At 52.8% G+C, this 13,730-nt stretch carries 11 protein-coding genes; 8 read left to right on the top strand and 3 right to left on the bottom strand.

Annotated features, from left to right (window positions below; all coding sequences use genetic code 11):
• Window positions 1–53 precede the first annotated feature (53 nt).
• The gene (locus H8K29_RS06680; RefSeq protein WP_186896941.1) at window positions 54–2,786 is read right to left on the bottom strand and encodes a heavy metal translocating P-type ATPase; all 2,733 of its coding nucleotides are present in this window, start codon (window positions 2,784–2,786) and stop codon (window positions 54–56) included.
• A 75-nt stretch (window positions 2,787–2,861) separates the two neighbouring features.
• Between H8K29_RS06680 and H8K29_RS06675 the strand changes: the two genes are divergently transcribed.
• The 8 genes from H8K29_RS06675 (at window position 2,862) to H8K29_RS06640 (ending at window position 11,538) form a co-directional block, all read left to right on the top strand.
• Window positions 2,862–3,290, top strand: coding sequence for a MerR family transcriptional regulator (locus H8K29_RS06675; RefSeq protein ID WP_186896940.1), 429 nt, complete (start codon window positions 2,862–2,864; stop codon window positions 3,288–3,290).
• Between the two features lie 168 nt (window positions 3,291–3,458).
• On the top strand, window positions 3,459–3,956 hold the full coding sequence (locus H8K29_RS06670; protein WP_186896939.1) for a hypothetical protein: 498 nt from the start codon (window positions 3,459–3,461) through the stop codon (window positions 3,954–3,956).
• Window positions 3,957–4,071: 115 nt separating this feature from the next.
• Window positions 4,072–5,343, top strand: a complete 1,272-nt coding sequence (locus H8K29_RS06665; protein WP_186896938.1) for an efflux RND transporter periplasmic adaptor subunit — start codon at window positions 4,072–4,074, stop codon at window positions 5,341–5,343.
• A gap of 9 nt (window positions 5,344–5,352) precedes the next feature.
• On the top strand, window positions 5,353–6,060 hold the full coding sequence (locus H8K29_RS06660) for an ABC transporter ATP-binding protein (RefSeq protein ID WP_186896937.1): 708 nt from the start codon (window positions 5,353–5,355) through the stop codon (window positions 6,058–6,060).
• 12 nt (window positions 6,061–6,072) lie between these two features.
• Complete coding sequence (locus H8K29_RS06655) at window positions 6,073–7,386, top strand: ABC transporter permease (protein ID WP_186896936.1); 1,314 nt, start codon at window positions 6,073–6,075, stop codon at window positions 7,384–7,386.
• Between the two features lie 6 nt (window positions 7,387–7,392).
• Window positions 7,393–8,640 carry an ABC transporter permease gene (locus tag H8K29_RS06650; protein ID WP_186896935.1) on the top strand — a complete coding sequence of 416 codons (1,248 nt, stop codon included), beginning with the start codon at window positions 7,393–7,395 and terminating at the stop codon, window positions 8,638–8,640.
• Between the two features lie 151 nt (window positions 8,641–8,791).
• Window positions 8,792–10,138 (top strand): sigma-54 dependent transcriptional regulator, encoded by a 1,347-nt coding sequence (locus H8K29_RS06645; protein ID WP_222611421.1) that lies wholly within the window; start codon window positions 8,792–8,794, stop codon window positions 10,136–10,138.
• 26 nt (window positions 10,139–10,164) lie between these two features.
• Window positions 10,165–11,538 (top strand): PAS domain-containing sensor histidine kinase, encoded by a 1,374-nt coding sequence (locus H8K29_RS06640; protein ID WP_255423281.1) that lies wholly within the window; start codon window positions 10,165–10,167, stop codon window positions 11,536–11,538.
• A 146-nt stretch (window positions 11,539–11,684) separates the two neighbouring features.
• Here H8K29_RS06640 and H8K29_RS06635 read toward each other — a convergent pair whose 3' ends face one another.
• Both H8K29_RS06635 and H8K29_RS06630 read right to left on the bottom strand, forming a co-directional pair.
• The gene (locus H8K29_RS06635; protein WP_186896933.1) at window positions 11,685–12,779 is read right to left on the bottom strand and encodes an alkene reductase; all 1,095 of its coding nucleotides are present in this window, start codon (window positions 12,777–12,779) and stop codon (window positions 11,685–11,687) included.
• Between the two features lie 201 nt (window positions 12,780–12,980).
• Window positions 12,981–13,592 (bottom strand): TetR/AcrR family transcriptional regulator, encoded by a 612-nt coding sequence (locus H8K29_RS06630; RefSeq protein ID WP_186896932.1) that lies wholly within the window; start codon window positions 13,590–13,592, stop codon window positions 12,981–12,983.
• Window positions 13,593–13,730: the final 138 nt, after the last annotated feature.

Below are 13,730 nucleotides of genomic sequence, written 5' to 3'. Positions count from 1 at the left end.
TTCCTGATTGATGATGCCTGAACGGCAGTGAATTACTGTGAATTATGCTTGATTTAGAGGCGGGTATAACGCAGCCGCAGGGCATTGCTGATGACCGAGACCGAACTGAGGCTCATCGCTGCGCTGGCAATCATCGGGCTTAACAGGATGCCGAACCAGGGGAATAGCACGCCGGCTGCAACTGGCACGCCGATAAAATTGTAGGCAAACGCAAAAAACAGATTCTGACGGATATTGCGCATGACATTCCGGCTCAGCGTGCGGGCCTTGGCAATGCCGCGCAGATCACCTTTGACCAGCACCACATGCGCACTGTGCATAGCGACATCGGTGCCGGTACCCATGGCAATGCCGACATTCGCCTGTGCCAGTGCTGGCGCATCGTTGATGCCGTCACCGGCCATCGCAACCATGCATCCCTGTTGCTGCAATTGCTGAATGAAACGGAATTTGTCTTCCGGTAGCACATCCGCATGTACCTCGTTTAATCCCAATTGGGTTGCCACTGCCTGTGCTGTTTGTGCGTTGTCGCCAGTCAGTACAATCACGCGGATTCCTTGTTGCTGTAACTGCTGCACGGCTTGCAGGCTGCTGGCTTTGATGCTATCGGCCACGCTGATCAGCGCAGCTGCTTTGGCGTTGACTGCCATCACCATGACCGTGTGACCACGCTGCTGCAACTCAAGTATACGAGGGCTGAATTCCTGCAAGCTGACATGGTTTTCTTCCATTAGCGCAGGTTTGCCGAGCAATATCTGCTGTCCGTTGAACGTTGCCTGCACACCCTTGCCGTTGATGGCTTTAAAGTCGCTGATGCTGGCTGCGGTAATATTTTTTTTGCGGATAAAATCCACCACTGCCTGCGCCAGAGGATGTTCACTTTGCTGTTCTGTCGCCAGCGCGATTGCTGATAATTCCTCTTCATTCGTACCATCTGCGACGATGAACTCCTGCAGCGTTGGCTTGCCTTCGGTGAGAGTGCCGGTTTTATCAATGACGAGCGTGTCGATTTTTTCCAGACGTTCAAGTGCTTCGGCATCTTTGATCAATATGCCTTCGACCGCGCCACGCCCGATACCGACGGTGACCGAAATCGGCGTTGCCAGACCGAGTGCGCAAGGGCAGGCAATGATCAGCACGGATACGGCTGCCATCAAGCCATTCGCCAGTGCCGGGGCGGGGCCGAAGACGGCCCATAATATAAACGCCAGTATCGCCGCCGCGATGACTGCAGGCACAAACCAACCGGCCACTTTATCGGCGAGTTTTTGTATCGGTGCGCGCGAACGGCCAGCCTGATTCACCATATCGATGATCTTCGCGATCAGCGTATCTCTGCCGATTTTTTCGGCCCGCAGGCTGAAGCTGCCTTGTTGATTGATGGTCCCGGCGCTGAGTTTATCTCCGGCCTGTTTGCCAACCGGAATCGGTTCGCCGGTAATCATCGACTCATCAACATGCGAATGTCCATCGACCAGCAGCCCGTCGACCGGAATGTGGGCGCCGGGTTTGACGCGCAGCAGATCGCCGACCTGAACTTTGTCGAGTGGGATTTCAGTTTCGTTGCCATCGGCGGCAATGCGTATGGCTGTTGCCGGGGTCAGTGCCAGCAAAGATTTGATGGCCTGATTTGTTTGCGAGCGGGCGCGTAACTCCAGCACCTGGCCCAGAATAACGAGACAGATAATGACGGCGGCGGCTTCAAAATACAGTGGCGCCATGCCATTCATCTTGAATGCGTCCGGCAGCGCTTGCGGAAACAGCAGCGCAAACAGACTGAACAGATACGCCGCCGCAGTGCCGACGCCGATCAGGCTGAACATATTCAGATTGCCGCTTTTGAAGGAGGCGATTGCCCGTTCAAAAAATGGCCGCCCCAGCCATACGACAACAGGTGTTGCCAATGCAAACTGCAGCCAGTCGAAGACATGCATGCCCAGTAAATCATGGAAAGAAATACCGGGCAGCATGTCGCCCATCGTCAGCAGTAACAAGGGCAGGCTGAGAGCAATACTGATTTTCAGGCGCCTGCTCATATCGAGAAGTTCGCTGTTATCTTCCTCGATAATGGCTTCTTTCGGCTCGAGCGCCATACCGCAGATAGGGCAGATACCAGGGCCGATTTGCTCAATTTCCGGATCCATCGGACACATGTAAATCGCATCTTTGGCAACCGGTTTTTCCGCAGGTGCCTGCTCCGGATTTAAATATGTCTGCGGATTTTTACTGAACTTCTGTTTGCACGAGTCGCAGCAGAAATAGTAGGTTTGACCAGCGTGCACGAACTGATGCTGGCTATTTTCATTGACCGTCATTCCGCAGACTGGATCTTTATGCGCGCCTTGCGGGTCGTGTTGCATACTATTTGTTGCAACATGACTGCCGCCGCAACAAGAGCTGCCAACCGCCGGTTTGACCCGGCTGACTTCACGTACCACTGGCGCTGCCGTCGCCGCAACAGTTGCAGTCGTCGCATCGGCTACAGCAGCAGATGTGGCAGAAGATGAGGCAGATGCCGCCGGAACGCTGCCCATACCGATGACGCGTTTGGCTTTGACATAATTTTCAGGTGCAGCCGTGAATTTGCTCACGCATGACTGACTGCAGAAATAATAGGCGACGCCCTGGAAGCGCGCAGTTTTTTCAGTATTCTTCGCCACCTGCATGCCACATACGGGATCGGTATATTTTTTTTCTTCCGGCACTGGTGCTGACGACGGTGAGGACGCAGGCGTTGATGCAGATTGTCCGCAGCAATTGCCGCTATGTTGATGCTTGTCGGTCATGACTATTCTCCTTAATCGACTATCCGCTGTATCATAGACTCCGTACCTGAGAACAGAGTCAAGGACTTTTTATTTATGTCTGCTTCAGATCAATACACCATAGGACAATTGGCCAAAGCCGCCAGCGTGGGCGTCGAGACTATACGCTACTACCAGCGCCGGGGCTTGCTGGCAGTACCCGATGTGAGCTCTGGATTTCGCACCTATCCTGTGGCGGATGCCGAGCGCATCCGCTTCATCAAACGGGCGCAGGAACTGGGATTTTCGCTGGAGGAAATTTCGCATTTGCTGATGCTCGAAGACAGTAACGATAAGCCAGCGATACGGGATATTGCCAGTGAGCGCCTTGATCAGGTACGCGCCAAGCTGGCGGATTTGCAAAAAATGGAAACGATGCTGGCGCAACTGATTGATGCCTGTGCGTCGGCGCCGCAGCAGGCTCAGTGCCCGATTATCAAGGCTTTGGGTCATTCCAGTCATTGCCATAAAACTTCAGGTACATAAGCAGCCTGAACGTCCGCGAGGTGTCCGGTCACTTCATTTTATTGTCCGGACTATCACTTTTATTCAGGTCCGTTGAATTAAATCTGAATAAAATCAAGGGTTTAAAGTTTTCTATTTTGTGGCACGCTTTCTGCAATACCTCTGGCAACACAGAGGAGGAAGGTGATCATGAGAGACACAGCGAAAACAAATGTCAGGCCGCAACGCTGGCTCTGGTTGTGCCAGAGATCGACTGAGTTGGTGTGTGCGATCGCTTTGTTATTGTTGTCGCTGGTATTGCTGAGCCCCGATCAGCGAGAGAGTATCCGCCGCGTCGAATTTAAAGAGATCACCAGTCTGCATGCAGCAGACGTTTGCCGTGGTTGCGGTGTGCAAGCCGAGCTGTCGTTGGATCACTTTCAATTTCAAATTCAATTTCAAATTCGTGTACAGCCGTGGGCCGGACTGACCTTGGATTACCGCACCAGCGGGCTCTGGTCATTCGGTCTGCTGGATTGGGTGAAGGCACTGTCCGCGCTGCCGCTGCCGGACAAACAATGGACAGTCGCCGGACACTTCCCGGACACTCATTATATTTCCGCTTCATGCAGGCACTTGCCGCTACTGCAAACGGCCGACAACAGCCACCCGATAGACCGTGAAATCTTCAGCAAGACAATAAGCTGATTCCTCGCTGAGGAGATGCGCATCATTTCCTTGATATTCACATTCGTCTTAACGTTGTTCATCCGTTGTCAATCCATTGTTTGTTCACGTTTCACTCTTCAAAAATATACCGACTATGTCTATACGCGACACATCACAACAAGATACGCCGATTGCTGCCTTACCGTTCTGGCGGCAGTCCAGATGGCTCTGGCGCATTCTTGCCGCGCTATTGCTGATCATTGCCGCTGTTTATACATTATTGCTGTGGATGGGAAGCAGCCAGTCTGTATCGATGTCCAGATTGAGCATGGCGACGGTTGCCAAAGGAACGCTGGTGCGGGATGCTGCAGTGAATGGCAGGCTGGTTGCCGCCAACAGCCCCAGCCTGTATTCCAGTACCGCCAGCACCGTCAGTTTTTTGGTGAAAGCCGGAGATAAAGTTAAAAAGGGCGATGTCGTCGCAGAGCTGGACTCACCCGATCTGGTGTCTGAGTTGAAGCGTGAACAAGCCTTGCTTGAGCAATTGGAAGCGGAAATTGCCAGACAACAGATTCTGGCGCGCAAGCAAAAAATGCTGGCAGTCCGTGACGCCGAGCAAGCTGAAATTGAACGTGTATCAGCCGAACGCGCATACCAACGCATAGAAAAAGCTGGCGTCAGCGGCGTTGTGCAGAAAAATGAATTCTTACGTGTTCAGGATGCCTTGAAAAGCGCCGAGATACGCGCCCGTCATGCTTTGCAGGCCAGTTCGCTGGAAAGTGAAGATGTTGATCTGGGGTTGAAATCGAAGTTGGCGCAACTGCAGCAACAACGTCTGCTCAAAGATAATTTGCAAAGACGGGTGGATGAATTGCGTTTGCGTGCCCCAGTGGATGGTGTCGTTGGCACACTGGCAGTGGCGAACCGTACGGTGGTTGCACCGAATACGGCATTGATGACCCTGGTCGATTTATCGCAACTGGAAGTCGAGCTGGAAATTCCGGAAAGTTATGTCGCCGAGCTGGGATTGGGAATGGCTGTTGATCTGGAAATCAATGGCGTCAAGGCACGCGGTATTTTGTCCGCGATGTCGCCTGAAGTCGTCAGAAATCAAGTGCTGGCGCGGGTGCGCTTTGATGGCAAGGTGCCTGCCGGATTGCGGCAGAGCCAGCGTGTCTCAGCGCGTATGCTGATCGAAGAGAAACCGAATGTTTTGCTGGTGCAGCGCGGCCCCTTTGTTGAAAGCGATGGCGGGCATGTCGCTTACCTTCTGCGCGACGGCATCGCTGTGCGCACACCTATCGTCCTGGGTGCAACAAGTTTACATGCGGTTGAAATCAGAAGTGGCTTAAAAGCCGGAGACAAAATCATTATCTCCGGGACTGAACTGTTTGAAAAAAACGAACGGATCACCATCAATCAATAGGAGTTTGTGATGTTAAGAATGCAGAATTTAAATAAAGTCTATCGCACATATTTAATCGAAACCCATGCATTGCGCGGCTTTGAAATTCACGTCAGAGAAGGTGAATTCGTGACGGTGACCGGCCCTTCTGGTTCAGGTAAAACCACGTTTCTGAATATCGCCGGTTTGCTTGAAGAACTGACTGATGGTGATTATTTTCTTGATGGCGTGAATGTCAAAGGACTGGACGACAACGCCCGCACGCGTTTGCGGAATGAAAAGCTGGGTTTTATTTTTCAGGGATTTAATCTGATCCCAGATCTGAATCTGTTTGATAACGTTGACGTTCCACTGCGTTATCGTGGCTTGCCTGCGAAAGAACGCAAGGAGCGGATTGAAGATGCGCTGGCTCAGGTTGGGTTAGCCGCACGCATGAAACATTATCCTGCTGAACTATCTGGCGGACAACAACAGCGGGTCGCGATTGCGCGCGCGCTGGCAGGCTCGCCCAAGTTGTTGCTGGCGGATGAACCGACCGGGAATCTCGATACCCAGATGGCGCGCAGCGTCATGGAATTGCTGGAAGAAATCAATGCACGAGGCACGACCATCCTGATGGTGACACATGATCCTGAACTGGCGATCCGCGCACAGCGCAACGTGCACATCATCGACGGACAAGTGTCGGATCTGGTGCGTCAGACACCATCGCTGGCGACGACAGCTCATTACGCCTGAACGGGAGCGCTTATGTTTTCTTACTATTCATGGCTGGGCTTTCGCAGTCTGCGCAGAAATCCATGGCTGACGGGACTGATGATATTGATTTTATCGGTCGGCGTGGCCGCCAGTGTGTCCACACTGACGATACTGCACATGATGTCCGCAGATCCTATACCTGAAAAGAGTACGAAACTTTTTATTCCTATTTTGGATAATGGCCCGGCTAATGACTATAAGCCTGGTGACCGCTATATCGACGAGCAGATGAGTTACCGCGATGTGCATGCCTTACTCAATAGCGCGATAGGAAAGTACCGTACTGGCTTGTATGGCATTTCGGCATTGATAGAAATGCCGCGTAAAGACCTTGGGGTGATAGAGGTGGAGGGCATGGCTGCGTCACGCGACTTTTTCCCTATGATGCAGGTGCCGATGTTGTATGGCGAACGTTGGTCAGTGGCGGATGACAAAAATGGTGCTGATGTGGTTGTTCTGAGCCGCAAAACATCGGAAAAAATGTTTGGTAAAGAAAATCCGGTAGGTCGCATGGCAACGATGTGGGGACGCAGTTATCTGATCGCCGGGGTGATGGATACCTGGCGTCCGCTACCGCGGTTTTATCGTTTCAATGGGCGTGGCGGCGCATTCATGAGTGAAGAGAGTTTCATCGTTCCATTTGAAAGCGCGATACGCAATCAGACACCTCATTCCGGCGGAATGAGCTGCACTGAACGAAGCGGCCCCGGCTGGCAGGCGCTGCTTGATTCCGAATGTACCTGGCTGACTTTCTGGGTTGAGATGAACAGCGCTTCAGAACGCGCACAGTTAGCGTCGTATCTGGATGCATACGTGAGCGAGCAGCAAAAAATGGGACGTTTTCAGCGGCGCGCTCCTAATCTTTTGTTTGACGTACGTGGCTGGTTGCAGGAACTGAAAATTGTTGGAAATGACGAAAAAATGTCGGTCTGGCTGGCGTTGGGATTTCTGATGCTTTGTATGGTGAATACGATAGGTTTGCTGCTGGCAAAATTTTCCGGGCGGGCGGCAGAAATCGGTGTGCGCCGCGCACTGGGCGCTTCGCGTCGGCAGATTTTCTTTCAAGCCTTGGTTGAAACTGGCGTTGTCGGTATGGTCGGTGCGTTCAGCGGCATCTTGCTGTCGGTATTGTTTCTGAAGCTGATCAGTTTGCAGGCGGGCTATCTGAAAGCGGTTGCCCGCATGGATTGGGAAATGCTGTTGCTGACCGTTGTCATGTCGGTTGTCGCAGCATTGTTGGCCGGCTTATTGCCGACCTGGCGCGCCTGCCAGATTACGCCTGCTATACAGTTGAAATCACAGTGAGGATGTATGACACAGCTATTTCCTTTTAAGCCGGTGTTACTGGCGATGTTGAAAAATAAAACGGGGCCTTTGCTGGTGGCTTTGCAAATTGCCCTGAGCCTGGCGATATTGTCGAACGCCGTCTATCTGGTGAATCAGCGACTCAGCAGCTCGGAGCGTTCCAGTGGCATCGGACACGAGGAGCAGGTGTTCAGCCTGTTTGTAAAAAATCAAAAATCCGGCGGGCATGAAGAGCAGCTTGCTGCACAAAAGAGACAAGAGCAGGTGATGAAATCGGTGCCGGGTCTGGTGAGTCTGGCGCGCGTGAATTCGATACCGATGTCGCAGTCTGGCTGGAACCGAAGCATTGCTGCAGATCGCAAACAAATATCACCAACCGGCAACGCTGCGATTTATATTTCTGCCGGTTCGCTGGTGAAGGTCTGGGAGCTGCAATTGCTTGAGGGCCGCGATTTTACGCCAGAGGAGTTTCTGGAAATAGATCAGAGCACGGCGCGAAATAGTCCTGATGTTGCGATCATTAGCAAAGCCATGGCGCGCGCTTTGTTTCCCGATGCCAGCAGTTATGCCGGACGCGAGTTTTACTTTGGCACCGGGGATGGTGCGGAGTCGGTACGTATTGTTGGTGTCGTCGATACTTTACAGACCGCCGGCGCGCAGGACGGAGTGCGTGGCGAGATGTCAGTAATGCAGCCAGCACGGATGACGAATGACGCTTATTCCGGATACACCTTGCGTGCCGCTGCCGGTAAGCGCGAGCAGGTGATGCAGGACGTGGAAAAAGCCTTGCGCGCGGCTTCTCCTGAGCCGTTAAATATCCGCATGCAGGCGCAGACAAGTATCCGGGAAGATCGCTACCGCAATGACAAAGGCTTGTCCTGGATGTTGCTGACGGTGTGCGGATTGCTGATCATGATTACGGCCAGCGGCATCGTCGGCATGTGTAGTCTGTGGGTGACACAACGTACCAAGCAAGTCGGCATACGCCGCGCTTTAGGGGCGACACGACTGCATATTCTGATGCATTTTCTGACTGAAAATCTGTTGATTTCCACGCTGGGTATCGTGCTGGGATGCGTGCTCGCGCTGGGCTTGAATCAATTGCTCGTGACGCAGTTTGATATGCGCAAATTGCCGCTGTCTTATTTGCTGTGGTCGCCGTTGTTGTTCTGTTTGCTGGGTATGGTGGCCGCGCTGGCACCTGCATGGCGGGCGGCCAGAATTGCTCCGGCAACTGCGACCCGCAGCGTCTGATGAAATGGTTTGCCGCAGGGTGTCTGTTTATCTGATAATGCAGGCACCCTGTCTCTGGCCAATACCGACGTTGCTTTTGCGCCTGAGCGCCAACAGCCTTGAATTAATTGGCTTGCAGCCCTGTGAACCAGAATGAGAAATTAATACGGACATGCCTAAAGTCTTAATCATTGACGATAATCCCGCTGTTGCTCTCGCACTCGAAGTGCTGTTGTCGCTGCATGATATTGAGAGTGTGACCGCGACCACACCGGACATCGGGCTGACGTTGTTATCGCAGCAGGCAATTGATCTGGTGATACAGGATATGAATTTCAGTGCGGATACGACTTCTGGTGAAGAGGGCATGGAATTGTTTCGTCAGATTCGCCAGCGTTGTCCTGATATGCCGGTGATTTTGCTGACTGCATGGACACATCTGGACGCTGCCGTCGGTTTGATCAAAGCCGGGGCGGCAGATTACATGGGAAAACCCTGGAACGACCAGCGTCTGCTTACTGTGGTGCGTAACCTGATCGAATTAGGGCAGGCCAATCGTGCACTGCAACGCCGCCTGCAGCGCGAGCGTCAGCGTAAGCAAGCACTGGAAACACAATTTAATCTGTGTGGCCTGGTGTGGCAAGATAGCGCGACTGAAAAAGTGTTGGAAATTGCGTGTCAGGTTGCGCGTTCGGATGCGTCAGTCCTGATCACCGGGCCGAATGGCGCGGGCAAAGAACGTATCGCAGAAATTGTACAAAAAAATTCCAGCGTAAAAGAGGGACCTTTCATCGTCCTCAATTGCGGCGCGATTCCGGCCGAGCTGATCGAGGCTGAATTATTCGGCGCTGAAGCTGGTGCCTATACTGGTGCCGGAAAATCGCGCGAAGGTAAATTTGAAGCGGCCGATGGCGGCACCTTATTTTTGGATGAAATCGGCAATCTGCCATTGGCCGGGCAGGTGAAGCTGTTACGCGTGCTGGAGACCGGGCGTTTTCAGCGACTGGGATCAAACCGCGAAAAACAGGTGAAGGTGCGCATTATCAGCGCGACCAATGCCGATCTTCCAGCCATGATACGGGTTGGGCAGTTCCGCGAAGATTTGTATTATCGGCTGAATGTCATACAACTGAATTTGCCAGCGCTGGCAGATCGCCCTGAAGATATTTTGCCGCTGGCGCAGGCGTTTCTGGATAAGGACAAACAACTGGATGCAAACGCCAAAGCCGCATTGCTGGCACATACCTGGCCGGGCAATGTCCGTGAATTAAAAAACCTGATGCACAGGGCACAGTTACTCGCGCGCGGTGAGCAGATCGGTGTCGGCGATCTTGGGTTGCCTGCAGCAACGGCTTTGCGTCTGAGCAGCGATGCGGAACCGGATAAAGCAGCAGTCGAGTCGGCCTTGCTGCGGGCAAATGGCGTTATCGCGCAGGCCGCATCGGCATTGGGGTTGAGCCGTCAGTCACTGTACCGGCGCATGGACAGGTTTGGCATTGCCAGACCGGGTCAGGAATGAGCGTGCCGGCAAGCAGGCGCATTTCTTTGCTATGGCGATTCTGCCTGCTGGCAGGGGCGCTTATCTTGGGCAGTGTGCTCGGCAGTGTGTGGCTGATGCGCTTGCCGGATCCTTATCGTGCGTGGGCGTTGGTGGTATTCACGTTGATGATGCTATTGCTGAGTGCATGGCTGATGTATCGCCAACTGGCACCCATGCTGGCCTTATTCCGCGCCGTGAACGGCACCGTCATTGGTTATCAGGATGGGGATTATTCTTTCAGTCTGCACTGGCCATACAAGGATGAGCTGGCCGAACTGGCTGAGGTGCACAATGCACTCGGCAATACGTTGCGTGAACAGCGACTGAATCTGGTACAGCGCGAGCTCTTGCTCGATACCATGGTGCAAAACACGCCGGTCGCAATGTTGCTGGTCGCCGATAATAAAACCATCGTGTTCGCAAATATCGCTGCCCGCCAGCTTCTGCATCATGGGCGTCAACTCGAAGGTTTCAGCTTACAGGACATTTTGCAAGGCCTGTCACCGGCAGTAAAGGAAGCGATAGAAAAAGGGGGAGATGGATTGTTCACTGTTGCTGCGGGCAGCCGAAGGCAAGCCGCTGTTGCTGACATCGGCGTCGTGACGGCGCAGAGCCCGCCTGAGGATGACGATGACGGTGACGAGGTTTATCATCTGGCACGGCGCAGTTTCAGCCTGAACGGAAAATTACACACCTTATTTTTATTGCGACATCTGACGACAGAGCTGCGCAGGCAGGAAGTGCAGACCTGGAAGAAGGTGATACGTGTCATCAGCCACGAGCTGAATAATTCACTGGCACCACTGACCTCGCTGGCGCATTCCGGTCAGGAACTACTCAGGCGCGGAGATGCCACACGTTTGCCGCAAATTCTGGAAACAATCGCGGATCGTAGTCGTCATCTGGAAAGTTTTATTCACGGTTACGCACGTTTTGCCAAATTGCCTGCTCCTCTTTACACTATAGTAAGCTGGCACGATTTGCTGACCGCTTTACAAGCGCAGATACCGTTTGAACTCGCGGTGGCGGAACATGATGCAGTGTTGCAGAAAGAGGCGCGGATGGATCGCGCACAAATGGAACAGGCCTTACTGAATTTACTCAAAAATGCGCATGAATCCGGTGCCAGTGAGGATGGCGTCAGCTTGCAAGTGCGGGCAATTCATGATGGCTGGCGTCTGGATGTGATGGACAATGGCAGCGGTATGAGTGATACCGTAATGGCGAACGCGCTGGTACCTTTTTATTCGACAAAACGACACGGTACCGGACTTGGGTTGGCGCTGACCAGAGAAATTATTGAAGCGCACGGCGGACGTATTTTGCTGAGCAACCGTCAGGAAGGCGGCCTGCAAGTGACACTGATCTTACCTGCGTGAAGGATGGCTTGATATCGTAAGCATCTGATATAAAGCAGAGTAAAGAGACAGAAAAAAAGGCAGACGAAGGTCTGCCTTTTTTGATGAGTCACCGGAACCCTCGGTCGCTATCCGGATACGATGGCAACTGATCTGGTATAGCAATATTACAAAGTCGGATAATCGGTATAACCTTTTTCTTCGCCACCGTAGAATGTGCTGCGGTCTGGTGTGTTCAATTCTGCGCCGACCGCAAAACGCTCAACCAGATCCGGGTTGGCGATATAAGGGCGGCCAAATGCCACCGCATCTGCCAGACCGCTGCTGATCAGTGCGTCGGCTTCCGCTGCGCTGTAGCCACCACAGCAAATCAGCGTTCCCGGGAAAGCCGCGCGTAATTCTTCGCGGAAGCTTTGTGTCAGTTCGGCACCACCGGCCCAGTCTGGCTCTGCAATATGCAGATAAGCAATACCACGGGCGGTAAATGCTTTTGCTAAATACAGTGCCATTGCTTCCGCTTCGGTATCCGCAATGCCATGTGCCACAAAATTTGGTGAAATACGCACACCGACACGATCCGCACCCATTTCAGCGATTGCTGCATCGACTGCTTCCAGTGTCAGGCGAGCGCGGTTTTCCAGGCTGCCGCCGTAAGCATCGGTACGCAGATTGCTATTGGTGGACATGAACTGTTGCAGCAAATAGCCGTTTGCCGCATGCACTTCGACCAGATCAAAGCCAGCGCGTTTGGCGCGTATGCTGGCCTGACGGTATTGCTCAACGATGCCGGGAATTTCTTCGGTGCTCAATGCGCGTGGTTCTGCTGTCGGTACATTCGCAGGAGTGCCATCCGGCTGGACAACGAAACACTGGCTGTTGGCGGCTTGCAGTGCTGACGCTGATACTGGTGCTGCACCGTTTTCCTGCAGCAGATTATGCGAGATGCGGCCAACATGCCACAGTTGCAGGGAAATTTTTCCATTCTTCGCATGTACTGCATCGACGACATTTTTCCAACCGGCCTCCTGCGCATCGGTATAAATTCCCGGTGTCCATGCATAGCCTTGACCCTGACGTGAGATCTGGCTCGCTTCCGTCACGATCAGTCCGGCACTGGCGCGCTGCGCATAGTATTCGACGTTCAGTGCGCGTGGCACGTCACCGGGTTGGCCGGCACGTGAGCGTGTCAGCGGTGCCATGACGACGCGATTTTTCAGTAAGGCGTTACCTGCCTGTACGGGGGAGAGCAATTTTTCCAGCATACGATTTCCTTTTAAGATTAGACCGGTCGTCTAGTTTTTGCTTCAAAAAAATGGGCAGATGCCCACGTTAAGAATCTAATAATCAGGACTTACTCAATTTGCCCCAGCAAGGCACGGCAACGAAGGCAGTACGAATAGTGCTGCCATGAGTCATAACGCCGCTGGGGCAGTTTTGCGTAAGTTTTAATACTGACGTCTGCATTACTTTGTCGCTGGTAGCAGAAGTTCAGTTTGCTTCAATGCCTGTGTCAGCGGTTGCAACTCGTGATGCACTTTCGCCAGTAACGAAGCCCCTACCCACATGCTGTACAAGGATGTGGCAGACTCCTCTGCATTGAGTGCCGCAGACACACTGCCTTCTGCCTGCGCCAGCCGTATCGTTTCCGCAATTTGCGTGCAGATGCCACGCATACCGACCGACAGCACGGCACGCATAGGCTCTGACAAATCGGAAACCTCTGCCGCCAGTTTGACTGCGAGACAAAATTTGTGACATCCGCCATTTTCTGCGGTTTCTTGCCAACTGGCGAAATACATCAGCAAGCGATCACGTGCGGAGTGGCGCTGATCAGCGAATTGCAATGTCAGGCGTTGTTGATACTCAGCGAAATAACGTTCCAGCATCGCAACGCCAAAACCTTCTTTCGATTGAAAATAATGATAGAACGAGCCTTTCGGTACGGCTGCAACTGCCAGAATTTCACTTAATCCCAAAGCGCTGAAACCCCGACCCAGTATCAATTGCTCGCCAGTCGCCAGAATGCGCTCGCGGGTATCTTGATAAGTATGTGGACGTTCTTCATATTTTTGCATGGAATGGATTCTAATAGACCAGTCGTCTAATGTCAAATAAGTGGAAAGCGCAAGGTGACAGCAAGGTCAATGTGTTTCTTTTGTGAAATAATTGTAACAGTTGCTGTTGAGTAAGTTTGGATTATGAGAAAATCACTG

Origin of the sequence: Undibacterium sp. CY21W, from assembly GCF_014284265.1 — a bacterium.
Taxonomy (GTDB): Bacteria; Pseudomonadota; Gammaproteobacteria; order Burkholderiales; family Burkholderiaceae_D; genus Undibacterium; species Undibacterium aquatile.
The sequence above is the reverse complement of the archived record's forward strand: the minus strand, read 5'-3'. Positions and strand labels throughout refer to the sequence as shown.

What these genes read in the sequence shown, in the direction of transcription:
- H8K29_RS06670 (WP_186896939.1), top strand. Translation starts at nt 3,459, where the DNA reads ATGAGAGACACAGCGAAAACAAATGTCAGGCCGCAACGCTGGCTCTGG.
- H8K29_RS06680 (WP_186896941.1), bottom strand. Translation starts at nt 2,786, where the DNA reads ATGACCGACAAGCATCAACATAGCGGCAATTGCTGCGGACAATCTGCA.
- H8K29_RS06630 (WP_186896932.1), bottom strand. Translation starts at nt 13,592, where the DNA reads ATGCAAAAATATGAAGAACGTCCACATACTTATCAAGATACCCGCGAG.
- H8K29_RS06665 (WP_186896938.1), top strand. Translation starts at nt 4,072, where the DNA reads ATGTCTATACGCGACACATCACAACAAGATACGCCGATTGCTGCCTTA.
- H8K29_RS06650 (WP_186896935.1), top strand. Translation starts at nt 7,393, where the DNA reads ATGACACAGCTATTTCCTTTTAAGCCGGTGTTACTGGCGATGTTGAAA.
- H8K29_RS06675 (WP_186896940.1), top strand. Translation starts at nt 2,862, where the DNA reads ATGTCTGCTTCAGATCAATACACCATAGGACAATTGGCCAAAGCCGCC.
- H8K29_RS06660 (WP_186896937.1), top strand. Translation starts at nt 5,353, where the DNA reads ATGTTAAGAATGCAGAATTTAAATAAAGTCTATCGCACATATTTAATC.
- H8K29_RS06635 (WP_186896933.1), bottom strand. Translation starts at nt 12,779, where the DNA reads ATGCTGGAAAAATTGCTCTCCCCCGTACAGGCAGGTAACGCCTTACTG.
- H8K29_RS06655 (WP_186896936.1), top strand. Translation starts at nt 6,073, where the DNA reads ATGTTTTCTTACTATTCATGGCTGGGCTTTCGCAGTCTGCGCAGAAAT.
- H8K29_RS06645 (WP_222611421.1), top strand. Translation starts at nt 8,792, where the DNA reads ATGCCTAAAGTCTTAATCATTGACGATAATCCCGCTGTTGCTCTCGCA.